The following is a 23,791-nucleotide window of genomic DNA, read 5'->3' as shown; positions in this document are numbered from 1 at the left end:
CCGGGTTCCCGCCCGAGCGGTGCGCTCCGCCGTACGCGTTAAGGTTTTCGGATCCATCCGCTTTTCACCCAGAGTGAGGTACGGCAATGACGCAGGACCACACCACCGCACCGGACGCCGCGCCGGCGAGCCCGGCACCCTGGCGCCCCACGCGTACGGTGGCCGTGATCCTCGCCGGGGGCACCGGGACCCGCCTCGGCCTGGGCATCCCCAAGCAGCTGCTGAAGATCGCCGGTAAGCCGATCATCGAGCACACCCTCGCCGTCTTCGAGGCCGCGCCGGAGATCGACGAGATCATCGTGCTGATGGCCACCGGCCACGTGGGCGACGCGGAGCGGATCGTCGCCGACGCCGGCTTGCGCAAGGTCACCAAGGTGATCGAGGGCGGCGAGACCCGCAACGACACCACCCGGATCGCGCTCGACGCGGTCGGCGAGGGCGACGTCAACATCCTCTTCCACGACGCGGTCCGCCCGCTGGTGAGCGCCCGCATCGTGCGGGAGTGCGTGAACGCGCTCTGGTCCTACTCCGCGGTCGACGTGGCCATCCCCTCCGCCGACACGATCATCCAGGTCGACGCGGACGACTGCATCACCGACATCCCGGTCCGCTCCCGCCTGCGCCGCGGCCAGACCCCGCAGGCGTTCCGCTCCGGCACCATCCGGGAGGCGTACCGCCGCGCCGAGGGCGACCCCGACTTCGCCGCCACCGACGACTGCGGCGTGGTGCTGCGCTACCTGCCGGGCACGCCGATCAAGGTGATCGACGGCTCGGACGAGAACATCAAGGTCACCCACCCGGTCGACGTGCACCTGGCCGACAAGCTCTTCCAGCTCGCCGCCGCCCAGGCGCCCCGGCTGACCCACGGCGGCTACGCCGAGGAGCTGACCGGCCGGACCATCGTGGTCTTCGGCGGCAGCTACGGCATCGGCCACGACCTGGCCGAGCTGGCCCGCCGCTACGGCGCCCAGGTGTTCCCGTTCAGCCGCTCCACCACCGGCACCCACGTCGAGCGCGCCGAGGACGTGGCCGCCGCGCTGAAGACCGCGTTCGAGGCGACCGGCCGGATCGACTACGTGGTGGTCACCGCCGGCATCCTGGAGAAGGGCGCGCTCGCCGAGATGGACGACGAGACGATGGACCGCCTCCTGCACGTCAACTTCGTCGGTCCGGTCACCATCGCCCGTCAGTCGCTGCCCTACCTCCAGCAGACGAAGGGCCAGCTGCTGCTCTACACGTCCAGCTCCTACACCCGGGGCCGGGCGCGCTACGCGCTCTACTCGGCCACCAAGGCCGCGCTGGTCAACCTGACCCAGGCGCTCGCCGACGAGTGGGCGGAGTTCGGCGTACGGGTCAACTGCGTCAACCCGGAGCGCACCGCCACCCCGATGCGGACCCGGGCGTTCGGCGAGGAGCCGGAGCACACGCTGCTCTCCTCCGAGGCGGTCGCCCAGGCCTCCCTGGACGTGCTGATCTCCGAGCTGACCGGCCAGGTGGTCGACGTGCGCCGGGCCCCCGGCGAGCAGGTGGCCGCCGCCGTACCGGCCCAGCCTGGCCCGCCCCGGTCCGAACTGTCCGCCGACGCCTGAACCCGACAGGACGTGCCAGATGCGTGGTGACCTGGTTCGCAAGTTGCTCGCCCGGGTGCTGACCACCGGGCTGGCGGTGCTGGCCTTCCTCGTCGTGGCGCTCACCGGCGCCACCGGCTGGGGCCTGGCCCTGGCCGGCGCGGCGCTCGCCGCCACCGCCTGGGAGCGCCGGGTCCGGCCGTCGGCCGACGGCCTCGCCGAGACGGTGCTCGTCGCCGCCGGCATCCTGGTCGGCTACGCCCGGCGCCTCGACGGCGGATTCGACCCCGCGCTGGCCGCCACCGCGCTGGTGCTGCTCGGCCTGGTGCTGCTGGTCGGGCCGCTTCGCCAGGCCGGCGCGCTGGAGATCCGGGCGGCCAACCTGCCGGTCCGCACGTGGACGCCGGTGGTCGCGGCGCGGCTCGGCGACGCCGTACTCGTGCTGCTGGCCCTGGTGGCGCTCGCCGCCGCGCTGACGCTGCCGGCCTGGCTCGCGCTGGCCGCGGCGCTGCTGGTCGCGATCGGTTGCGCCGCGGTGGCGCTCGACCTGGCCCGGCGCCGGTTCCGGCCGCCGGCCGGGGGCGGATCGGTGGGCCGGGCACTGCGCCGGCACCAGCCCGAGTTCCTGCTGCACTTCTCCGCCCCGCCCGGCTCCGAGTACCAGGTCACCATGTGGCTGCCCTATCTGGAGCGGATCGGCCGGCCGTTCGTGGTGGTGCTGCGCGAGCCCGAGTTCCTGTCGGCAGTGGCCGCCGCGACCCGCGCGCCGGTGGTCCTCTGCCCCACGCTGACGGCGCTCGACGAGGCCCTGGTGCCCAGCCTGCGCGCCGCGTTCTACGTCAACCACGGCGCGAAGAACGCCCACTGCATCCGGTTCACCCAGCTCACCCACGTCCAGCTGCACCACGGCGACAGCGACAAGGCGCCGAGCGCCAACCCGGTGTCGGCGATCTTCGACAAGATCTTCGTGGCCGGGCACGCGGCGATCGACCGGTACGCCCGGGCCGGGGTGGACATCCCCGCCGACAAGTTCGTCGTGGTCGGCCGCCCCCAGGTCGAGGCCATCGAGGTACGCCGGGAGCCGGTCCTCGCCTCCGCGCACCCGACCGTCCTCTACACCCCCACCTGGACCGGGCACCACGCCGACGCGAACTACTGCTCACTGCCGGTGGCCGAGACGCTGATCCGCCGGCTGCTCGACCGGGGGGCCACGGTGATCCTGCGCGCCCACCCGTACACCGACAAGAACCCCGCCTCGGCGCGGCAGCTCGCCCGGCTCACCGAGCTGCTCGCCGCCGACCGGTCGCGGACCGGCCGGGCCCACCTGTGGGGCGCGGCGGCCGCCCGGGAGCTGACGCTGACCGAGTGCGTCAACCGCGCCGACGCGCTGGTCTCGGACGTCTCCGGGGTCATCTCCGACTGGCTCTACTCCGGCAAGCCGTATGCGGTCACCGACACCGGCGCCGACGGGGCGCACTTCGTCGAGCGGTTCCCGTTGGCCGCCTCCGGCTATGTGCTGCGCCGCGACATGTCCAACGTGGACGACGTGCTGGGCGCGCTGCTCGACACCGACCCGAAGGCCGCGGAGCGGTGGGCGGCCCGCACCCGCTACCTCGGCGACTTCCCGGCCGACCGGTACGCCGAGGCGTTCCTCACCGCCGCCCGCCGCGAGCTGGAGCCCGAGTGGGCCGTGCCGGTCCCCCGCGCCGCCGTCTGAGGGGTCTTCCCGCTCAGGTGATCGCCGGCGACGGCCGCCCGTGATTCAGCGCGCGCGGCGGTAGTGCAGGGCGACCACGCCGTTGCGCAGCGGCTCCGCCGAGACCAGCTCGAGCCGGCGCGTGCCGGGCAGCCCGCCCTGGTGCAGCGTCGGACCGTGGCCGGCGATCCTGGGGTGGACGAGCATCTGATACTCGTCGATCAGGTCCAGCCGGTCGAGTTCGGTCGCGAGCCTGCCGCTTCCGAGGAGGACCCCGGCCGGGGTCGCGTCCTTGAGCCTCTGCACCCCGTCGCGCAGATCACCGGCGACGTGGTGGCTGTTGGTCCACGGGAAGCCCCGGCGCGTCGACGACACCACGTACTTGGGTTTGGCCTCCAGCTTGACCGCCCAGTCGCGCTCGGCGGGCGGCGCCTGCTCGTCGCGGGCCACGGCCGGCCAGTAGCTCTCCATCATCTCGTAGGTGACGCGCCCCCACAGCATTGCCCCGGCCTCGTCCATGAGACGGGTGAAGAAGGCGTGCGTCTCGTCGTCGGCGATCCCCTCCTGGTGGTCGACGCAACCGTCCAGGGTGAGGTTGAGGCTGAAGATGAGCGCTCCCATGGCCGGCGAGTCTAGCCACGACGGCGGCGGCCCAGGCGGACGTCGCCGGTTCGACACCCACGACGCCCTGGTTCACAGGTAGGCGTCCAGCAGGGCGAGCACCGCCGCCGGATCCTCCACATGCGCGTTGTGGCCCAGCCCGGGCAGCGTCGCCACCGGCACACCGAACTCCTTGAGCTGCGCGTCGCTCACCATCGGGTCCAGCTCGCCGCGGGCCAGCAGCACCGGCACGTCGGTGGCGGCCAGCAACGCGGGCAGCCGCGGCTCCCCCACCGCGAACGCGGCCGGGTCCATCGCCAGCCGCCAGCGGCCGTCCTCCCGGCGCAGCCCCGCGTCGACCACCGGATGGTCGGGGGCGAACAGTCCGGCGAGCCCGGAGACGCGCAGGTAGCGGCGGGCCGCCTCGTCCCGGCTGGCGAACCAGGTCACCGGCCGCGCGGCCAACTCGGCCGGCGACCAGACCACCTTGATGCCGAGGCCGACCACCGCGTCGACGGGCAGGCCCCGCTGCCGGGCGGCCAGCGCCAGCGCCACCACGCCCCCGAGCGAGTGCCCGAGCAGCACCAGCCGGTCCCGCGGACCGAATCGCTCGGTGACCGGCCCGAGCCCTTCCACCAGGCGCTGCGCCAGGCCCGCGAAGGAGTAGCCGGACAGCGGTGGCGACCAGCCGTGGCCGGCCAGGTCGGGGGCGAGCCAGCGGCCGGGCCAGCGCCGCTCCAGCAGCGGCGCCCAGGGCAGCCACACCTCGCCGGTGGCGCCCATGCCGTGCAGGAGCACCAGGTGACGGGTCCCCGTCGTATCGCCCATACGGCGCAGTCTGCCACCGGACGGACACGACGCGCGAGAGCCGACGCCCTCCGCAACCGTGGCACCCGCCGCCGGCGCGTCCGTCACCACGGGACGCCTTCCGGAGATTCGTCGACGATCGCGCCCTCGCCGAGGGCCCGTATCCTTCACGGTCTGTTTGCCGCAACGGGTAGTCGTCGGCGGGCGTGCGGGGGACGGCACACCGCCTGGGCACCTTTCTCACCGCCGGGAGACGGCCACGGGCGCGGGCCGTGCTTCGTGGGCGTTGCCCGGCCTCGGACGGAACGGACTCTGGTACGGCGTGACACACCGATGGCGTTCCACTCGCGGCGTCGGCTCACGGTGGGTGGAACGGGGTGGGTGTCTACCGGACCGGGATGCACCCATGACGTTCCACCGACGGGGCTGGCGGGCGCTGGGTGGGACGCCATGGGTGTCTCCATGGCCGGGATACACCCACGGCGTTCCACCGACGGGGCTGGCGGGCGCTGGGTGGAACGTCATGGGTGTCTCCGCGGCCGGGATGCAGCCATGACGTTCCACCGACGGGGCTGGCGGCCGCTGGGTGGAACGTCACGGGTGTCTGCGGGTGTCCGGATGCACCCGTGGGCTTTCACCCGGGCGCCTGGGATGCGGTGGGGTGTCCGGTTCGGTGGTGGTGGGCGGCACCCTGGACGCGGAATCGGCGGTGGGTCGGCGGCGTTGTAGACGGGTGAACGACCGAGCAGGCAGCGAACCCCTGAGCCGCCGCCCCGCCCCCCGGGGAATGGCGGCAGGCCGCCGGTCGTCACACATCATCCCGGCGCCGCGACGAGGCCCCCGCCCCGCGAGCCAACCGGACATCCCCGGCCCCCGTGAGCTGACCCCCAGGCTCCACGAGCGTGCCGGGTCCCCCCCAAGACTTCTTGAGCGCCTGACGGTGCCCACACCCCCCCGGGTGTGTTGACCCCCGAATGGAGCCCCCGTCATGAACACGATCCTGCGCAAGAGCATCCTGGGTGTTGCTGGTCTGGCCTTCACCGGTGGTGTGTTCGCCGGTCCGGTCGCCGCCCACGCCGACACCGCCCATGCCGCCGCCGGCAAGCCCGTCGCGGTCGCGTCCGTGCAGGGTGAGCAGTCGACCATCACGCTGAACGACGAGCAGCTGGCCAACGCCAAGGCGATCATCGCCGCGACGAAGAAGGCCGGCCTGCCCGAGCGGGCCGCGGTCATCTCGATCGCCACCGCCCTGCAGGAGTCGAAGCTGGAGAACCTCGGGCACCTCGGCGACAAGAATGACCACGACTCGCTGGGCCTGTTCCAGCAGCGCCCGTCCTCGGGTTGGGGCACGCCGGAGCAGATCACCGACCCCGAGTACTCGACCCTGGCCTTCCTCAAGGGCCTGAAGCAGGTCGACGGCTGGGACACCATGCCCCTGACCGACGCCGCCCAGACCGTCCAGGTCTCCGCCTACCCGGACGCGTACGCGCAGTGGGAGAAGCAGGCCACCGACATCGTGGCCGAGCACTGGACCAAGTAAGACCGAAGGCCGGCACCCCGAACCCGGGGTGCCGGCCTTCGCGTGTAGCGAGAGGCGTCAGGCGGAGTAGCCGCGCGTCGCCATCCAGTTCGCCAGGTCGATGGTGGTGACCCAGTACGAGGGCAGCGACGGGTCGGCCGAGTCGGCGATCCGGACGGTCCGGCCGTCGTTCTTGTAGCCGACCACCGCGATGTAGTGGCCGCCCGGGAACGAGTGCCAGCCGCCGTTGGTGTCGGTGGCGTCGCCGGCGACGTTGGCGACGACCGCGCGGCCGTTGCTGACCGCCGTGACCACGTCGGCCTGAAGCCGGTCCATCTGGGCCGGGGTGGCCGCGCCCGGGATCATGCGGGTCCGGTACGGGTTGCCCTTGACCTGCTGGTTGAGCACACGGGTGGTGTCCTCGGCCGAGTTGGTGCCCATCTCGGTGGTGCCGAGGGCGACGGCGAGCGTGTCCTGGCTCCGCTCGATGCCGGTGGCGCTGAGCGCGTTGCGCACCGCGGCCGGGCCGCAGTAGTAGTAGGTGGTCTGCGCCTGGTAGTCGTAGTCGAGCACCTTGCTCGCCGGCGGCTTCGGCTTGGGCTTCGGCTTGGTGTCCGGGTCAGTGGTGGCCTTGGCCGCCGGCTTCGCCGAGGGCGAGGCGGTGGGTGCGGCGCTGGGCGACGCGCTCGGCGACGGGACGGCGATGCGGGCCTCGCCGCGGCTGGCGGCCTCGCCGAGGCGGGAGCCGAGTTCGGCGACCGCGACGGTGTTCTCCGACCGGGACGGGGTGTCGTCGGTGGCGGCGAGGGCGACACCGGTGCCGCCGGCCAACACGAGGGCGGCGGCCGAACCGGCGATGATCTGGTACGGGCGCTCGGTGGCGAGACGCCGCAGCTGACGCTTCAGGTGGTGCTTCACGGGTTCCTCCAGGGCGTGAGCGGCACACGCCGGCCCCACGCGCGGAGGACCTCACGCGCGTTCGACGGGGCGGGACGGCCGCGGGACGGAGCGCCCGGACAGCCGGGCGCACACGGGGGATCGGGTGGGCGTCGCCGTCAGGCGAGCGCCGGCACCACCGGGCCGTGGAGGTGGGGGGACGATCGGGGGGTGGTTCGCACGAGGAATGGAACTCCTTCCGTGGCCGCCGACCGGGTTAGCTGACGGATTCGGGCGGGAAGTACGCCCTACCGCGGGCCGTGGCTCGCGGATTCACCCCGGTGTTGCTGTGGGTCCCCGGTTCGTATGCACGATTAGGCGGGTCGGTGCGGCGTCGCCGTCTGCGATCGGAAACCGCACCGGACGCGCCGACACTACCGGTGGGTACGCCTCAAGCCAAGCGCTCCCACCTGCGTAAACGTCGTCCGCGACTACGGATATCGGAACAGCCGGTTACTGACTTCACTCAATGGGGACAAGGGTTCGAGCCGGCATCGGAAGGCGAAAAGCGGGCATTCGACCGGCCGACGCCCCGCAATTGTCGGGTCGGCTGACCGGTTGTGCGCCGAGCGCCCGTTTCCGGGCCGCACGTGAGCGGGCTCACCGCATTCGGGTAACGATTCGGCGGAGACCGCCACTCAGCCGACCCGGGCCGGCCGCCAGCGAGCGCCGCGCACGACGGTGGGCACCCGGACGCGGGTGGCCGACGCAGCGCGGGGGGCGGGCGACGGCCGCACCGCAGCGGCCGCCGCGTAGGTCTCGGCGGCCAGCGTCCGCGCCGCGTCGGCGGCCAGTTCCGCGTCCCGCCAGGCCTGTCGCTCCCGCTCGGCGGCCGCCTCCCAGGCCGCCCGTCGGCCGTCACGGATCGTCCGGGCCAGCACGATCTCCTGCTCGGCCGGATGGCGACGCGGGTCCCACCCGTTGCGGTGGGCCAGCACGTCCGCGAGCTGCCGGGCGGTCAGGTCACCCCGCCAGTGCGCCGCCATGGCGGCGTGGTGCAGCCAGCGCTCCCGCGCCGCGTACTCGGACGGGGTGTGTGGCGTGCGCGGCGCGGGCAGCGCGGCGGCGCCGGCCAGGCGGCGGGCGGCCGCCTCCGCCTCGTCGAAAGCCACCCAGGCCCGCTCCGCCTCGTCCTGGACGGCCAGCCACCGCTCGCGTCGTCGGCGGGCGGTCTGGGCGGCTCCGGTGGCGGCCACCGCCACCTCGTCGGCGTAGCGGGCGAGGTCCGCCCGGTGCAGCGCCTCCGCGTCGACCGGATCGGGTTCGAGGTCCGCCGCGCCGTCGCGGTCGGGACGGGCGACGAGCACGGCGAGCAGGCCGAGGGCGAGCACGAGCAGGGCCGACCAGATCGCGGCGGCCTCGGGGACGGCGGTGAGGAAGTGGTGGAGAACGGTCTGCGACATGGTCGGCACCTCACGGAGAAGACGTGGCGGGAAGGTCGCACGCCGGTCGGGGCGGGGCGCGGCCGCAGAACGGGCGCCGCCGGGCCGCCGAGGCGGGTGCGGGGTGAGGTTCGGTGGGTGCGGGGACGGGCCGGGGACGGCCCGTCTGGTCAGCGGGCGGGCGGGGCCCGGGGGCCGACCGGCGCCGGGTGCCGACCGGACGGAACCGGCTCCCGGTGGCCGGGCCGCGCGACCGCGTGCCGGGGCGCGGGCTCCGGGACGCCGGTGGAGGGGGCCGGCCGCTCGGCGACGTCGACACGTTCCGGCCGCGAGGCGACCGGCGTGCCCGTCGGGGTACGCGACGTCAGACCGACGGCCGGGCCGGCCGGCGCCGGGGCGGCCGTGGCGACACCGGCGGGCAGCGTCGTGGCGCCGAGCGAGCAGGCGACGACCACGGCCAGGCTGGCCAGCATGCGTGCCGCCCAGCGCGCCACCCACCACACGGGACAGGTGAGCGCGATCGGAAGCACGGGTACAAATTACCGCCGATCCCACCGCCGCGCACTCTCGGTCGGCGTGTCGTGACACCACCGACCAGGGTGGACGCGCTCAGTCGGGGCGGCGCCGCCCGGCGTACTCGATCGGGGTGGGGGTGCCGCCGTCGGCGGGCGACCTCGGCGCCGGCACGGACCGCGCCGGCGCGGCGGCGGCCGACGTGGGGCGGGGCCGGCGCGGGCCGAGACGCCGCATCATCGGCACCTCCACCCAGCGGTGCAGGGCGGCGGCGAGCGCCAGGTTGAGCAGCAGGAAGCCGAGCACCGCGAGCGGGCCCCGCCACCCGGGCAGTCCGGTGCCCCAGTCGCCGGTGAGCCGCAGCACGGTCACCATGACCAGCACGTGGACCAGGTAGAAGGCGAAGGAGACCTCGCCCAGCCAGACCATCGGACGGGATCGCCAGGGGGTCCACCGGCCCCGCACGTCGGCCTGCGCCGCCGCGGTGATCACCAGCAGGTACGCCACCGCGAGCAGCGCCGCCCAGAACTCGGCCCGGACCCAGAACGCGGCGACCACCCAGGTGCCGACGAAGAGCAGGCTGGCCACGGTCAGGTCGGGGCCCCGCCAGCGGTTGCGGCGCATCAGCTCGGCGGCGGCCGCGCCCATCCAGAACTCGAAGGACCGGGTGACCGGGAAGATCTGGGTGAACCACCACCGCTGCTCCTCGGGCACCAGCTGCTGCCCGGGCCACAGGGCGAGGATGAGCAGCGGCGCGGCGACCAGCACGACCCGGAGCGCCCCGGTACGGGCCCGACGCAGCCACGGCACCGCGAGCGGCAGGCACAGGTAGAAGGCCAACTCGCAGGAGAGCGACCAGCTCACGTTGTTGACGCTGTAGAAGTAGCCGCCGAACGGGATCCACGCCTGGACCAGGAAGAGGTTGCCGAGGGCGGCCAGCCGCGGCACCGGGTCGGCGAACCAGGCCGCCACGGCCAGCGCCGCCAGGAAGGTGACCACGTGGTTCGGGTAGATCTTGGCGACCCGGCGCCACAGGAACGTCCGCCCCGGCTCGCCGTCGCGGTACGACCACACCAGCACGAATCCACTGAGGATGAAGAAGAACTCGACCCCGGACAGGCCCAGGCTGAACGCCTTGTCGACCACCGCCTTGAGATCCGGCTCGGCGACGATCCGCATGGTGCCCGCGTGGAAGCCGAAGACCAGCAGCGCGGCGACCCAGCGCAACCCGGTCAGCGACGGCAGGCGCGGAGCGCGGGTGGTGGTCGGCGCACTGGTCATTCCGGGCACCCTACCCGCCGGGAGGAGCGGGGTGCCGAGGCCCGGCCGGGCCCCGGCGGGCGGCGGATAGGATTTCCGTTCCTGCCCGAGCGGGCGCCCACCCGGCCCGCCGGACACGCCGTGCCAGTACGGAAGGTGACCAACCGGATGCACCAGCGGATCCTGCTCCGCGCCCGCAAGGGCCCGTTCGACGTCCTCACGCCGGAGGAGACGTTCGCCGGCAACTGGATCGGCGACAACACGGGCAACCTGGTCTTCAGCCACGCCGCGCACAAGCTGCTGGCCACCTCCACGGCGGAGATCACCGCGACCCGCAGCCCGGCCGACCCGCGCCTCGCCGACGAGATCAACGAACGGTACGACGTGTTCGTGGTCCCGCTGGCCAACGCCTTCCGCCGCAGCTTCGTGCACCGCCTCACGCCGATGACCCGGCTGATCGAGCGCCTGAAGATCCCGGTGGTCGTCCTCGGCGTGGGCGTGCAGACCAACGTCGACGGCGACCGGGAGTACCTGCGCCAGATCGACGAGCCGGTCAGCGCGTTCTGCCGGGCCGTGCTCGACCGGTCGTACAGCATCGGCGTACGCGGCGAGGTGACCGAGAGCTACCTGCGGACGCTCGGCTTCTCCGCGGTGGAGCAGATCGGCTGCCCGTCGATGTTCCTGCACGGCGACACCTTCCGGCTGGACAAGCCCCGGGACGAGCTGAGCACCGACGACCGGGTCGCGCTGACCATCTCCCCGTACGTCGCCTCGATGGCCGCCGTCGTCCGCCACCACCGGGAGCGCTACCCGAACCTCTGCTACGTGCCGCAGGACCTGCGTACCCTGGGCACCCTGCTCTACGGCGACGCGCCCGAGCACCGGGGCAAGAGCGGCGAGATGCCGCTGCACACCTCGCACCCCCTCTTCGTGGAGGACAAGGTGCGGATGTTCGTCGACCCGTGGACCTGGATGGCGCACCTGGCCGACTACGACTTCGCCTTCGGCACCCGGATCCACGGCACCATCACCGCGCTGATCTCCGGCACCCCCGGCTACCTCTTCGCGCACGACTCGCGCACGCTGGAACTGGCCCGCTACTTCGACATCCCGCACCGGATCATGCGGGACGTGCCCGCCGACGTCGACGCCGCCGACCTCTACGCGGAGGCCGACTACACCGCGCTCAACTCCGGCCACAAGGCCCGCTTCGCGACGATCACCGCGTTCCTGGCCAAGCACGACCTGGGCACGTCGTTCGCCGACGGCGACAGCGCCGCCCGGTTCGACCAGCGGGTCCGTGAGACGGTGTTCCCGCCGGCGGTCCGCCCGGTCGGCGCCGCACCGCGCGAGGAGCTGCTGACCCGCATCGAGCGGCTGCGCGACGACAACCGCGCGCTCGCCGACACGGTCGCCGGGCTGCGCGGCCAGGGGCTGCGCGAGCGGATCAAGCAGGCCGTGCCGGGCCCGGTCCGCCGGATGCTGGGCCGCTGACCGTCGTACGCCTGTTCGATTTCGGGGTACGATCGGCGACGTGTCCGACGTCGCGTACCAGCCCTCGATGCTCGACCTGGCCGAGCAGGGCCCGACCCTGGGCCCGCTCGCCGGGCCGACCGGGCCGCGCCGCCACGAGCTGAGCCGGGGCGCCTGGGTCGACCACCTGCCCGGCTGGGTGCGCGGCTCCGACGCGGTGCTCGACACGCTGCGGCGCGACGTACCGTGGCGGGCCGAGCGCCGCACCATGTACGACACCGAGGTCGACGTGCCACGCCTGCTCTGCTGGTATGCCGCCGGCCGGCCGCTGCCGCACCCGGTGCTCACCGCCGCGCGCGACGCCCTCACCCGGCACTACGCGCCCGAACTGGGCGAGCCGTTCGTCACCGCCGGCATGTGCCTCTACCGCGACGGCCGGGACAGCGTCGCCTGGCACGGCGACACCCAGGGCCGCTCCGCGCACACCGACACCATGGTGGCGATCGTCTCGTTCGGCTCCCCCCGCCAGCTGCTGCTGCGTCCGCGCGGCGGCGGTGGCTCCAGCCTGCGCTTCCCCCTCGGTCACGGCGACCTGGTGGTGATGGGCGGCTCCTGCCAGCGCACCTGGGAGCACGCCGTGCCGAAGACCGCCCGCCCGGTCGGCCCCCGGGTCAGCGTCCAGTTCCGACCCGCCGGGGTGGCCTGACCACCGGCCCGGGCCCTCCCGTGGGCCGACTCCGTGCTAGAAACAACTCCCAGGGTCGATCACGCCCCCGTCACCCGACGACGGAAAGGGCGACCGATGACCCAGTCCCCCACCACCCGCCGGTCCCCGTGGGCCCTGCACGGCGACGGCCGCTCGGTCCGCCCCGGCGACGTGGTCCGCCCCGACGAACGGCTCTCCTGGCCGCGCACCGTCGGTGTGGGCGTGCAGCACGTCGTCGCCATGTTCGGCGCCACCTTCACCGTCCCGTTGATCACCGGCTTCCCGCCGGCCACCACGCTCTTCTTCTCCGGCATCGGCACGCTGCTGTTCCTGCTGATCACCGGCAACCGGCTGCCGTCGTACCTCGGGTCGTCGTTCGCGTTCATCGCCCCGGTCCTGGCCGCCAAGACCGGCGGCGGGATCGGCGCCGCGCTCGGCGGCATCGTCGTCGCCGGCGTCGCGCTCGCCCTGGTCGGTGTGGTGGTCCACCTGGCCGGCGCCCGCTGGATCGATGCGCTGATGCCCCCGGTGGTCACCGGCGCGATCGTCGCGCTGATCGGCCTGAACCTCGCGCCGGTCGCCTGGGACGGCGGCGGCGCCGGCACCGGCGTCAAGGCGCAACCGCTGATCGCCCTGGTCACCCTGGCCGCGATCCTGGTCACCACGGTCGTCTTCCGCGGCTTCCTGGCCCGGCTGTCGATCCTGCTCGGCGTGGGGGTCGGCTGGGTGCTCGCCGCGCTGACCGGTCAGCTCGACCAGCAGGCGGTCAGCGGGTTGCGGCAGGCCGCCTGGGTCGGCCTGCCGGAGTTCCACACCCCGAGCTTCAGCCTCCGGGCCGTGGTCCTGGTCATCCCGGTGATCCTGGTGCTGATCGCGGAGAACGCGGGGCACGTCAAGGCGGTCGCCGCGATGACCGGCCGCAACCTCGACCGGGACATGGGCCGGGCTTTCCTCGGCGACGGTGTCGCCACCGTGCTCGCCGGCTCCGGCGGCGGCTCCGGCACCACCACGTACGCGGAGAACATCGGCGTGATGGCGGCCACCCGGGTCTACTCGACGGCCGCCTACTGGGTGGCCGGCGGCACCGCGATCCTGCTCGGGCTCTGCCCGAAGTTCGGCGCGCTGATCCTCACCGTGCCGGCCGGCGTGCTCGGTGGGGCCACCACCGCGTTGTACGGCCTGATCGCCATCCTGGGGGCCCGGATCTGGATCGAGGGGCGGGTCGACTTCCACGACCCGGTCAACCTGCTGACCGCCGCGGTCGCGGTGATCGTCGGCGCCGCCAACTACACGCTCACCGCCGGGGATCTGTCCTTCAACGGCATCGCCCTGGGCACCGCCGCCGCACTGGTGATCTATCACGGCATGCGCCTGATCGCCCGCCTGCGCGGCACCACCCCGGAGTCCCGCCGAGGCCCCGAACCCGAACTCTGACCGGAGCCGGCCGGGTCGGCCGGGCCGAGGCGGACCAGGCCGGGCCACGCCGAGCCAGGCCGGGCCACGCCGGACCAGGCCGGGCCACGCCGGCTCCGCAGGGCCGGGGCCGCGGCGGCCCGCCTGCGCGAGGAACAGGTGCTCCGGGACCCGGACACCCACGGCCTCTCCCGCGGGACGGTTGACCATCTTCGGCCGATATACCGCTGAGTCATATTTATGACCCAGCGGTATATCGCTCTCTGGTGGTGTGCTCGCCCGCGCGGCTACCGACGGTGAGCACTCCGCCCGACGGCTGCCGTGCGCGCCCGATGCGGGCACCGGTCGCGGGTCGGTTCGGCCGGTCGAGGATGGCGCTGAACCGCTGCTCGGCGAGGCCGAGCCCCGCCCGGCGGGCGGGTGCGGGTCAGTCGCGGTCGATGTGGTGGCCGACGACGGTGGGGCCGAGCATCACGGCGAAACCGGAGCCGTCGCGGCGCGGGTCGGCCGGCGGCAGCTCCACCGGGTCGCCGTTGGCCGTGGCGCCCACCGGGCGGGGGCCGATCCAGGCCACCGACAGGTCGGTCTCACCCTTGAGGAACCGCTGGGCCCGAACGCCGCCGGTCGCCCGGCCCTTCGCCGGGTAGGCCTTGAACGGCGTCACCTTCACCGTGGCGCCGGTCGAGGTGACCACCATCGGCTCGCCGTGCGTCGCGTCGTCGGTGCGGACGGCGCCGAAGAAGACCACCCGGGCGCCGGCCGGCAGGCTGATGCCGGCCATCCCGCCCCCCTTGGGACCCTGCGGTCGGACCAGGGACGCCGGGAAACGCAGCAGCGACGCCTCCGAGGAGACGAACGCCAGCGTCTCGGCGGCGTCGGTCAGCCAGGTCGCCCCGACCACCTCGTCGCCGTCGCGCAGCGAGATCACCTCGAACTCGTCCGAGCGGACCGGCCAGTCCGGTGCGCAGACCTTCACCACGCCCTGCCGGGTGCCGAGCGCCAGGCCGGGTGACCCCGGCGCGGACGGACCCAGCGGGGCCAGCCCGACGACCGTCTCCCCCGGCTCCAACGGCACCAGCTCGGCCGCCGACATGCCGCCACGCAGCGACACGGTGCCGGACTGCTCCGGCAGCACCGGCAACGGCAGGACGTCGATCTTGAACGCCCGGCCGGCGCTGGTCACCACCAGCACCCGGCCGCGGGCCGTGGAGTGGACGACGGCGCGTACCGCGTCGTGCTTGACCCGGCCGCTGCGCCGGCGCGCCTCGGCGGCCTCCTCCGACTCGGCCGCGGTGCGGGCCACCAGGCCGGTAGCGGAGAGGATCACCTGGCACGGGTCGTCGGCGACCTCCAGCGGGCCGGCCGGCACCGATGCCGCGAGGACCTCCTTGAGGTCGCCGTCCACGAGCGTGGTGCGCCGCTCGGCGCCGAACTGCCTGACCACCGCGGCCAGCTCGTCCGAGACCAGCTTCCGCAGCACCTTCGGGTCGTCGAGGATCTTCGACAGCTCGGCGATCTCGCCGCGCAGCTTCTCCTGCTCCGCCTCCAGCTCCAGCCGGTCGTACCTGGTCAGCCGACGCAGCGGGGTGTCCAGGATGTAGCCGGCCTGGATCTCGGAGAGCTTGAACTTCTGCATCAGGCCGTCCCTGGCCGCCTGGGCGTCCTCGCTCGCCCGGATCAGCTTGACCACCCGGTCGATGTCGAGCAGCGCCACCAGCAGGCCGTCGACCAGGTGCAGCCGCTCCTCCCGCTTGCGCTTGCGGTAGGAGCTGCGGCGGGTCACCACCTCGTAGCGGTGCGACAGGAACACCTCGAGCAGCTCCTTGAGCCCGAGCGTGCGCGGCTGGCCGTCCACCAGCACCAGGTTGTTCACGCCGAACGACTGCTCCAGCGGGGTGAGCCGGTAGAGGTCGGCCAGCAGCGCCTGCGGGTTGACGCCGACCTTGCACTCGACGACGAGGCGGGTGCCGTTCTCCCGGTCGGTCAGGTCCTTGACGTCGGCGATGCCGGTCAGCCGCTTGGTCTTGTTGACCTCGTTGGTGATGGCCGCGATGACCTTCTCGGCGCCCACGCCGTAGGGCAGCTCGGTGACGGTGATGCCCTGCCGGCCGCGGCTGCCCTCCAGCGGGCCGATCTGCACCCGGCCGCGCATCCGCACCACGCCGCGCCCGGTCTCGTACGCCCGGCGCACCTCGTCCAGGCCCAGCAGCAGCCCGCCGGTGGGCAGGTCGGGCCCGGGCACGAACTCCATGAGCTTGTCCAGCGTGGCGTCCGGGTGGTTGATCAGCCAGCGGGCGGCCTGCACCACCTCGCCGAGGTTGTGCGGGATCATGTTGGTCGCCATGCCGACCGCGATCCCGGACGCGCCGTTGACCAACAGGTTCGGGAAGGCCGCCGGCAGCACGGTGGGCTGGGTCAGCGAGCCGTCGTAGTTGGGCTCGACGTCGACGGTGTCCTCACCCAGCTCGCCGGTGAGCAGCATCGCCTCCCGGGACATCCGGGCCTCGGTGTAGCGCGCCGCCGCCGGTCCGTCGTCCGGGGACCCGAAGTTGCCGTGCCCGTCGATGAGCGGGACGTTGAGCGAGAAGTCCTGCGCCAGCCGCACCATCGCGTCGTAGATCGCGGTGTCGCCGTGCGGGTGGTATTTGCCCATGACGTCACCGACGATCCGGGCGCTCTTGACGTGGCCCCGGTCCGGGCGGTGGCCCTGCTCGTACATCGACCAGAGGATGCGCCGGTGCACCGGCTTGAGCCCGTCCCGGGCGTCCGGCAGGGCCCGGGAGTGGATGACCGAGAACGCGTACTCCAGGTAGGAGTCCGAGACCTCGGTGACCAGCGGGTTGTCGAAGACCCGGGCGCCGGCCTGGTCGAAGGCGGAGAGGTCCGCCTTGGCGCGGTCGTCCTTGCGGCGTGCCATGGTGCAGCTTCCTTCCGAAACGAACCCGAGGGTCAGGCGTCGATGGCGTCGCGGTCGACGCGGTCGGCGGAGTCGATCAGCCAGTTGCGACGCGGCTCGACCTTCTCCCCCATGAGCAGTTCGAGGATCCGCTCGGCGGCCTCGACGTCGTCGAGCGTGATCCGCCGGACCGCCCGGGTGGCCGGGTTCATGGTGGTGTCCCAGAGCTCGTCGGCGTCCATCTCACCGAGGCCCTTGAAACGCGGGATCGGGGTGACGATCTGCTTGCCGGCCTTCTCCAGCTTGCGGACCGTCGCCTCCATCTCGGCCTGGGTGTAGGTGTAGACGGTCTGCGGGTTGCGCCCCCTGGTGGTGATCTTGTGCAGGGGCGGCATCGCCGCGTAGAGCCGGCCGGCCTCGATCAACGGTCGCATGTAGCGGGCGAACAGCGTGATCAGCAGCGTCCGGATGTGCGCGCCGTCGACGTCCGCGTCGGCCATGATCAGGACCCGGCCGTAGCGCATCGTGGACAGGTCGAACGTGCGGCCGGAGCCGGCGCCGAGCACCTGCACGATCGCCGCGCACTCGGCGTTGTCCAGCACCTGCTGGAGGTTGGCCTTCTGCACGTTGAGGATCTTGCCGCGGATGGGCAGCAGCGCCTGGTATTCCGAGGAGCGGGCCATCCGGCTCGTGCCCAACGCGCTGTCGCCCTCCACGATGAACAGCTCGCTGCGCTCGACGCCGGTGGCCCGGCAGTCGACCAGCTTCGCCGGCATCGCCGCGCCCTCCAGCGCGGTCTTGCGGCGGGCGGCGTCCTTCTGCTGCTTCTGGGTGAGCCGGACCCGGGCCGCGTCGACGATCTTCTGGAGCACCGTGCGGGCCTCGGCCTTGGTGCGACGGTCCTCCAGCCAGCTCTTGAGGTGCGCCTCGACCAGGCCCTGGAGCACCTTGGTGATGCCGGCGGTGGAGAGCTCGTCCTTGGTCTGCGAGGTGAACTGCGGCTCCGGGATGCGCACGTGCACCACAGCGGTCATGCCCTCCAGGACGTCGTCCAGGGTGGGCGCGTCCTCCTTGGGCTTGAGCAGGCCGCGGGCGGCGCGGGCGGCGTCGGCCAGGGTGCGGGCCAGGGCCCGCTCGAAGCCCTTGCGGTGGGTGCCGCCGTGCGCGTTGCGGATGGTGTTGGTGAAGCACTCCACGGTGCGCTCGTAGCCGGTGCCCCAGCGGAACGCGATCTCGACCTCGGCCCGGCGCTGCACGTTGGACTGCATCACGCCGTTGGCGTCGGCGGCGTTCTCGCGGTAGGTGCCCTCGCCGGTGACCAGGAGCGTGCCGGAGACCGGACGGTCGCCGGCCGGGGAGAGGAACTCCACCATGTCGGTGAGGCCGTCGGGGAAGTGGAAGCGCTCCTCGACCGCCTCCTCGCCGGTCTCGTCGCGCAGCCGGTAGGCCACGCCGGGGACCAGGAAGGCGGTGTTGCGCAGCTTGAGCCGGACCGCCTCGGTGTCGAGCGCGGCCCCGGTCTCGAAGTAGCGGGGGTCGTGCCACCAGCGGATCGAGGTGCCGGTGCGCTGGCCGCGCTTCATCGCGCCGACGATCTGCAGGCCGGGGCCGGGGGTGAACGGCGCGTCCGGGCCGTCGCCGTCGAAGATCCCGGGTACGCCGTGGCGGAACGACATGGCGTGGACCTTGCCGCCCCGGCGGACGGTGACGTCGAACCGGCGGGAGAGCGCGTTGACGGCGGAGGCGCCGACGCCGTGCAGGCCGCCGGAGGTCTTGTAGCCCGAGCCGCCGAACTTGCCGCCGGCGTGCAGCCGGGTCAGCACCAGCTCGACGCCGGAGATGCCGGACTTGGCGTGCACGTCGGTGGGGATGCCCCGGCCGTCGTCGTCGACCTGGACCGACCCGTCGGCGTGCAGGATCACGTCGACCTTCGTGGCGTGACCCGCGACACCCTCGTCGGTCGAGTTGTCGAGGATCTCGTTGACGAGGTGACCCACGCCACGACTGTCGGTCGACCCGATGTACATGCCGGGGCGTTTGCGGACGGCGTCGAGCCCCTCCAGGTGGGTGAGGTCGTCGGCGCCGTAGAGCGTCTCAGGCTGTGCGGTCAACTGGTCGTACTCCCAGGTCTCGGCGGTGGTGGTGCCGTTCACCGTGTGATCCCCCACGGCGATCGCCGGGCGCGGCGCGCCGGAGCGAGCCTAGCCCGGCGCTCCGACAGGTCCGTGTCACCGGGTGCGGTGCGTTGTCCGGTTACCCTGCGGGCCGGGTCGGTGCCGCCACCGGATACGGCGGCGCCCGGAGCGGGGAGGCGTCCATGCACGTCAACGACGCGAGCCAGGGATCGTCTTCCCGGCCGTCGGCCGAGGACGACGCGATCGGCCGGTTCGAGCGGCTCTACGCCGACGCCGAGCGGGGTGCGGCCGAGGTGCCCTGGGACCTGGCGGCGCCGCATTCCCTGCTCGCGGAGTGGACCGGGCGGGTGCGCCCGGACGGGTCCGGGCGCCGTGCGGTGGTGGTCGGGTGCGGCTTCGGCCGGGATGCCGAGCACCTGGCCGGCCTGGGGTTCACGACGGTGGCCTTCGACGTCTCCCCGACCGCGGTGCGGGCGGCGCGGCGGCGGCACGCCGGATCGCCGGTCCGCTACGAGGTGGCCGACCTGTTCGACCCGCCGGCCGACTGGGCGGGCGGCTTCGACCTGGTGCTGGAGAGCATGAACGTGCAGGCGTTGCCGGTCGGGCTGCGCGCGCGGGCCACGGCCGCGGTGGGGCGGCTGGTGGCGCCGCGCGGGATGCTGCTGGTGATCGCGGCGGGCCGACGCCCCGGCGAGGCGGTGGACGGTCCGCCGTGGCCGCTGACCCGCGCCGAGGTCGAGTCGTTCGGCGCGGCGGGGCTCACCCCGGGACCGGTCGAGGAGATCACCGCGCCGGACGGCGGGCTGCGGTGGCGCGCGGAGTTCCACCGTTCGTGAGCCGGTGTCGGGCCATTGACGCCCGTCACACGCCCGTGATCTGATCGCCTCCTTGAAGAATCTTTCACATTTCGATGTGTGAGGGGGAGGTCGGGCATGTCCGTGTTCCGTCGTACCGTGCTCGCGGCGGCGATGGCCGTCGCCGCGGTGGCACTGCCGGCCGCGGTGGCGCCGGCCCCGCCCGCCGCCGCGGCGCTGCCCACCGCCGCGGTGGCGTTGGGTGACAGCTTCATCAGCGGCGAGGGCGCCGGGGCGTACGCGCCGGTGGTCGACGTCAACGGGGTGGCCCAGGGCTTCCCCGGCTGGTCGGCGGCGAACGCCAACGCCTACTTCTGCCACCGCTCGCCGAACGCCTCACTGTTCCGGGCCGAGCTGCCGGGCATCGCCGCCCGGTTCAACCTGGCCTGCTCGGGCGGGCAGCCGTACGACATCGCCAACGCCTCGGCCACCCGGGCGAAGGGTCGGCAGGTGGCCGCCCAGCTCGACCAGCTGCGGGCGGTGGCGCAGACCCACGACATCGACCTGGTGCTGGTCGGCCTCGGCTCGAACAACAGCTCGTTCACCTTCGGCAGCGTGGCGGAGAAGTGCGCCAACCGGTTCATCGCCGACGCGTGGACCGGCTGGTGGGAGTTCTGGGCGTATCTGGGCGGCCCGGTGGAGCAGAAGCCGTGCAGCGACGCCGACCTGGGCACGGCCGCGCAGTTCTCCGCCGCGACCGCGGAGACCACCGCCGCGCTGCGGCAGCTGCTCACCACGCTCGACCAGGTCGACGCCGACGGCCAGCACCGGGTGGTGTTCCAGGACTACACCAACCCGCTGCCGTCCGAGCTGGACCAGAGCTACTGGAGCGAGGACAGCCGGGACGACACCCGGGACAAGTTCCGCGCCCTGGGCGCCGAGCGGTACGCGGCCGGGTGCCCGATCCACCGGGCCAGCCTGGCGCCCGGCCAGCGGTTCTCCCAGGGGCTCGGCACGCTGGTCAGTTCGGTGCGTGGCACGCTGGCCGCCGAGTTCCCGACCGACGACCTGGTCTACCTCAACGTGCAACGCGCGTTCGACGGCGCTCGGCTCTGCGAGTCGGCGGGGAGCCCGGCGAACGCCCTGGCCACCCCGATCCGCCTGATGGACGGTCCGACCGGCGTCTTCGTCACCAGCCTCTCCGGCAAGGACAAGCTCGACATCCAGCGGATCGCGAACGCCTGCGGCACCTACTTCCAGACCTGCCAGGAGTCGTGGCACCCGAGCGCCGCCGGGCACCAGGTGCTCGGCCGGTGCCTGAGCGGCGCGGCGGCGACCGGCGCCCGCAGCGTGTCCTGCGTCCGCGCCCCGGACGGCACGGTCAGCGTCGGCTGACCCCGGTCGCCCGGCGTCCCGTTTCCCGGGGCGCCGGGCGGTCGGGCCCGGACGGCCGTGCCGAGCACGTGCGGCGAGGCCGGCGAGTCAGGCCCGGATCGCCGTGCCGAGCACGTGCGGCGAGGCCGGCGCCGGGAGCCCGGCCTCGGGGAAGCGGAACCGGTCCAGCCCGGTGACGGTGAAGCCGGCGGCGCCGATCGCCGCCACGGTGTCCCGGGCGGTGTGGCAGCCGGCGCAGAACAGCGGCCAGAGCGTCGCGTCGGCCACGCGTTGGGCCCGGCGCAGGCCCGGTGTCTGCGCCACCACGTGCTCGTAGAAACGCAGCTCACCGCCGGGCCGGAGCACCCGGCGCGCCTCGGCCAGCGCCACCGCCTGGTCCGGCACCGAGCAGAGGACCAGGGAGAACACCACCGCGTCGGCGGCGCCGTCGGCGACCGGAAGCGCCTCGGCCAGGCCGGCGGCCACGGTCACCGGCACCCGGGCGGCGGGCGCGGCGGCGCGGGCCAGCGCGCGCAGGCGCGGCTCCGGCTCGACGGCGAGGACCCCGGTCACGGTCGGCGGGTAGTGCGGCAGGTTGCGTCCGTTGCCGGCGCCGACCTCGACCACCCGACCGCGCAGCCCGGCGACCAGCCGCCGCCGGTGCGCGGCGACGCCGGCCTCGTCCAGGGCGACGCTGGCCCGGGCGAAGAGCCGGGCGAAGATCGGGTGGGAGACGCCCATCAGCGACCCGCCGGCGGAGCGCCGAGGCTGAGCAGGAGCGGGCCGGCCGCGCCGTCCACCAGGTCGCCGAGGCGCACCCCGTCGAGGACGGCGAGGAACGCGGCCTGGGCGCGGCGCAGTTCGCCGCGCAGTCGGCAGCCGGCGACCAGCGGGCAGGCCGGCTCGTGGCAGTTGACCACCTCGTCGTCGCCCTCGAAGGCCCGGACCACCTGGCCCACGGTCAGCTCGCCGGCGTGCTCGGCGAAGGCCACCCCGCCGGAGCGGCCCCGGATGGTCACCAGGACGCCGAGCCGCTGCAACCGTTGCACCACCTTGGCGACGTGGCTGCGGGGCAGCGCGAGTCGGGTCGCGAGTTCGTCCACCGTGGCGCGGACCGGGGACGCGGCGGTCAGCATGGCGATGCGCAGCGCCATGTCGGTCGACCGGTTGAGCCTCACGCCCCGACCCTAGCCAGTCGACGCCGTCCGCGACACGGGCAGATCGCCGCGCTGTCGGGGTGACCGGCGCCACCTCGGCCCCGGGACCTTCGACCCTAAAGCGGAATCTTGGATTCCTGTTTCGTGGTGATCGACCCGTTCGACGCCAGAAGGAGACTCAGTCGTGCTCTCGGAATCCTCCGCCGCCGTGGTGACGGCGACCCTGCCCGCCGTGCGGGCACACGGCGAGGCGATCACCGGCCGGTTCTACCAGCGGATGTTCGACGCCCACCCGGAGCTGCTCGACCTGTTCAACCGGGGCAACCAGGCGAACGGGCAGCAGAAGGCCGCCCTCGCCGCCGCCGTGGCCGCGTACGCCGGGCACCTGACCGGCGACGCCGGCGCGCCCTGGGGGCCGGTGCTGGACCGGATCGCGCACAAGCACGCCTCCCTCGGGATCACCGCCACCCAGTACCCGATCGTCGGCCGGCACCTGCTGGCCGCGGTCGGCGAGGTGCTCGGCGACGCCGTGACCCCGTCGGTCGCCGCCGCCTGGGACGAGGTCTACTGGCTGCTGGCGTGCGAGCTGATCGCCCGCGAGGCGCGGCTCTACGCCGGGGCCGGCGTGCCCGAGGGCGGCCCGGTCTGGCGGGACTGGCGGGTGACCGGGCGGGCCCGGGAGACCACCGACGTCGTCTCGTTCACCCTCGCGCCGGCCGACGGCGGCGTCGCGCCCGACTTCACCCCCGGCAGCTACGTCTCGGTGGCGGTCGACCTGGACGGCGGCCGGGGTCGGCAGATCCGCCAGTACAGCCTCTCCGGCCGGCCCGGCGCCGACCGGTGGCGGATCACCGTGAAGCGGGTACGCGGCACGGCCGGCGCGCCCGACGGTCTGGTGTCCGGACACCTGCACGAGCGCGTGGTCGTCGGCGACACGCTCCGGTTGAGCCCGGCCTTCGGCGAGGTCGACGCCACCGGTGACGGCGGACCGCTGCTGCTGGTCAGCGCCGGCATCGGGCTCACCCCGGCGATGGCGGCGCTGGCCCGGTTGGCCGACCGCGACCCCGGCCGCCAGGTGACGGTGGCGCACGCCGACCGGGCCCCCGCCGCGCACGCGCTGCGCCACGAGCTGCCCGCGTTCCAGGAGCGGCTGCCGAATCTCACCGTCCAGCTCTGGTACGAGGACGCCGTCGGCGCGGACCTGCCCGGGCTGAAGGCGGAGGTGTCCCCCGGTCTGGTCGAGCCGGAGCGGATCCCGGTCGCAATCGGGGTCTCGGCGCACCTGTGCGGGCCGATCCCGTTCATGAACGCGGTCCGTGGCGATCTGCTGCGGCGCGGGGTGCCGGCCGACCGGATCGCCTACGAGGTGTTCGGCCCGGGGATGCTGCCGGCCTGACCGACCCGGTGGGACGGGCGCCGGCCGGCGCCCGTCCCACCGACGCCCCGAAAACAGGACTCCACAGCCCCCTTTTCCAGCGACGATGGCCGTCCCGGCCGCGACCAGGGCTTACCGGAACCTCCACAGCGGAGATACCACGTTGCAGAGAAGTCGATGACCTTCA

The 23,791-nt window shown here is 73.7% G+C and carries 19 protein-coding genes and 1 riboswitch; of the genes, 9 read left to right on the top strand and 10 right to left on the bottom strand.

Annotated features, from left to right (window positions below):
* Positions 1 to 86 precede the first annotated feature (86 nt).
* The gene (locus ACN27B_RS20015; RefSeq protein ID WP_422741250.1) at positions 87 to 1,589 is read left to right on the top strand and encodes a D-ribitol-5-phosphate cytidylyltransferase; all 1,503 of its coding nucleotides are present in this window, start codon (positions 87 to 89) and stop codon (positions 1,587 to 1,589) included.
* A 19-nt stretch (positions 1,590 to 1,608) separates the two neighbouring features.
* Positions 1,609 to 3,285, top strand: coding sequence for a CDP-glycerol glycerophosphotransferase family protein (locus ACN27B_RS20010; RefSeq protein WP_422741249.1), 1,677 nt, complete (start codon positions 1,609 to 1,611; stop codon positions 3,283 to 3,285).
* A 45-nt stretch (positions 3,286 to 3,330) separates the two neighbouring features.
* Here the strand turns inward: ACN27B_RS20010 and ACN27B_RS20005 are convergent, their stop codons facing one another.
* Complete coding sequence (locus tag ACN27B_RS20005) at positions 3,331 to 3,885, bottom strand: dihydrofolate reductase family protein (RefSeq protein ID WP_099161708.1); 555 nt, start codon at positions 3,883 to 3,885, stop codon at positions 3,331 to 3,333.
* A 72-nt stretch (positions 3,886 to 3,957) separates the two neighbouring features.
* Entirely contained in the window at positions 3,958 to 4,692 is a 735-nt protein-coding gene (locus ACN27B_RS20000) for an alpha/beta fold hydrolase (RefSeq protein ID WP_422741248.1), read from the bottom strand.
* Positions 4,693 to 5,659: 967 nt separating this feature from the next.
* Here ACN27B_RS20000 and ACN27B_RS19995 point away from each other — a divergent pair.
* On the top strand, positions 5,660 to 6,211 hold the full coding sequence (locus ACN27B_RS19995; protein ID WP_422741247.1) for a hypothetical protein: 552 nt from the start codon (positions 5,660 to 5,662) through the stop codon (positions 6,209 to 6,211).
* A gap of 57 nt (positions 6,212 to 6,268) precedes the next feature.
* Here ACN27B_RS19995 and ACN27B_RS19990 read toward each other — a convergent pair whose 3' ends face one another.
* From ACN27B_RS19990 to ACN27B_RS19975, 4 genes are all read right to left on the bottom strand, one after another.
* Positions 6,269 to 7,108: a C39 family peptidase gene (locus ACN27B_RS19990; protein ID WP_422741246.1), complete on the bottom strand. Its 840-nt coding sequence runs from the start codon at positions 7,106 to 7,108 to the stop codon at positions 6,269 to 6,271.
* Positions 7,109 to 7,317: 209 nt separating this feature from the next.
* Positions 7,318 to 7,457, bottom strand: a riboswitch (cyclic di-AMP (ydaO/yuaA leader).
* Between the two features lie 307 nt (positions 7,458 to 7,764).
* The gene (locus tag ACN27B_RS19985; protein ID WP_422741245.1) at positions 7,765 to 8,529 is read right to left on the bottom strand and encodes a hypothetical protein; all 765 of its coding nucleotides are present in this window, start codon (positions 8,527 to 8,529) and stop codon (positions 7,765 to 7,767) included.
* 149 nt (positions 8,530 to 8,678) lie between these two features.
* Positions 8,679 to 9,038: a hypothetical protein gene (locus ACN27B_RS19980; protein ID WP_422741244.1), complete on the bottom strand. Its 360-nt coding sequence runs from the start codon at positions 9,036 to 9,038 to the stop codon at positions 8,679 to 8,681.
* Between the two features lie 79 nt (positions 9,039 to 9,117).
* Positions 9,118 to 10,302 carry an acyltransferase family protein gene (locus ACN27B_RS19975; protein ID WP_357629534.1) on the bottom strand — a complete coding sequence of 395 codons (1,185 nt, stop codon included), beginning with the start codon at positions 10,300 to 10,302 and terminating at the stop codon, positions 9,118 to 9,120.
* Between the two features lie 147 nt (positions 10,303 to 10,449).
* Here ACN27B_RS19975 and ACN27B_RS19970 point away from each other — a divergent pair, with 147 nt between their 5' ends.
* The 3 genes from ACN27B_RS19970 to ACN27B_RS19960 all read left to right on the top strand — a co-directional run bounded on the left by ACN27B_RS19970 (position 10,450) and on the right by ACN27B_RS19960 (position 13,894).
* Positions 10,450 to 11,775, top strand: a complete 1,326-nt coding sequence (locus ACN27B_RS19970) for a polysaccharide pyruvyl transferase family protein (RefSeq protein WP_422746022.1) — start codon at positions 10,450 to 10,452, stop codon at positions 11,773 to 11,775.
* Positions 11,776 to 11,815: 40 nt separating this feature from the next.
* A complete protein-coding gene (locus ACN27B_RS19965; protein ID WP_396821075.1) occupies positions 11,816 to 12,460 on the top strand; it encodes an alpha-ketoglutarate-dependent dioxygenase AlkB in 645 nt (214 codons plus the stop codon).
* Positions 12,461 to 12,556: 96 nt separating this feature from the next.
* Positions 12,557 to 13,894 (top strand): uracil-xanthine permease family protein, encoded by a 1,338-nt coding sequence (locus tag ACN27B_RS19960; RefSeq protein ID WP_422741243.1) that lies wholly within the window; start codon positions 12,557 to 12,559, stop codon positions 13,892 to 13,894.
* A 406-nt stretch (positions 13,895 to 14,300) separates the two neighbouring features.
* Here the strand turns inward: ACN27B_RS19960 and ACN27B_RS19955 are convergent, their stop codons facing one another.
* Together ACN27B_RS19955 and ACN27B_RS19950 are read right to left on the bottom strand one after the other, a co-directional pair.
* On the bottom strand, positions 14,301 to 16,790 hold the full coding sequence (locus tag ACN27B_RS19955) for a DNA gyrase/topoisomerase IV subunit A (protein ID WP_422741242.1): 2,490 nt from the start codon (positions 16,788 to 16,790) through the stop codon (positions 14,301 to 14,303).
* A gap of 32 nt (positions 16,791 to 16,822) precedes the next feature.
* On the bottom strand, positions 16,823 to 18,922 hold the full coding sequence (locus tag ACN27B_RS19950) for a DNA gyrase/topoisomerase IV subunit B (RefSeq protein WP_422741241.1): 2,100 nt from the start codon (positions 18,920 to 18,922) through the stop codon (positions 16,823 to 16,825).
* 164 nt (positions 18,923 to 19,086) lie between these two features.
* On the opposite strand from ACN27B_RS19950, the gene ACN27B_RS19945 reads away from it, so the two are divergent.
* Both ACN27B_RS19945 and ACN27B_RS19940 read left to right on the top strand, forming a co-directional pair.
* Positions 19,087 to 19,740: a class I SAM-dependent methyltransferase gene (locus ACN27B_RS19945; protein ID WP_422741240.1), complete on the top strand. Its 654-nt coding sequence runs from the start codon at positions 19,087 to 19,089 to the stop codon at positions 19,738 to 19,740.
* A 96-nt stretch (positions 19,741 to 19,836) separates the two neighbouring features.
* Positions 19,837 to 21,093, top strand: a complete 1,257-nt coding sequence (locus ACN27B_RS19940) for a hypothetical protein (RefSeq protein ID WP_422741239.1) — start codon at positions 19,837 to 19,839, stop codon at positions 21,091 to 21,093.
* Between the two features lie 87 nt (positions 21,094 to 21,180).
* On the opposite strand, the gene ACN27B_RS19935 is transcribed toward ACN27B_RS19940, so the two are convergent.
* A complete protein-coding gene (locus tag ACN27B_RS19935) occupies positions 21,181 to 21,813 on the bottom strand; it encodes a class I SAM-dependent methyltransferase (RefSeq protein ID WP_099161718.1) in 633 nt (210 codons plus the stop codon).
* Entirely contained in the window at positions 21,813 to 22,250 is a 438-nt protein-coding gene (locus ACN27B_RS19930; RefSeq protein ID WP_091578643.1) for an RrF2 family transcriptional regulator, read from the bottom strand. The genes ACN27B_RS19935 and ACN27B_RS19930 overlap by 1 nt, the downstream gene beginning before the upstream one ends.
* Before the next feature lie 163 nt (positions 22,251 to 22,413).
* Here ACN27B_RS19930 and ACN27B_RS19925 point away from each other — a divergent pair, with 163 nt between their 5' ends.
* Complete coding sequence (locus ACN27B_RS19925; protein WP_422741238.1) at positions 22,414 to 23,625, top strand: globin domain-containing protein; 1,212 nt, start codon at positions 22,414 to 22,416, stop codon at positions 23,623 to 23,625.
* The last annotated feature ends 166 nt before the right edge of the window (positions 23,626 to 23,791 follow it).

Source organism: Micromonospora sp. WMMD754 (genome assembly GCF_049315235.1).
Classification (GTDB): domain Bacteria; phylum Actinomycetota; class Actinomycetes; order Mycobacteriales; family Micromonosporaceae; genus Micromonospora; species Micromonospora sediminicola.
This window is presented reverse-complemented; position numbering and strand designations above follow the sequence as displayed.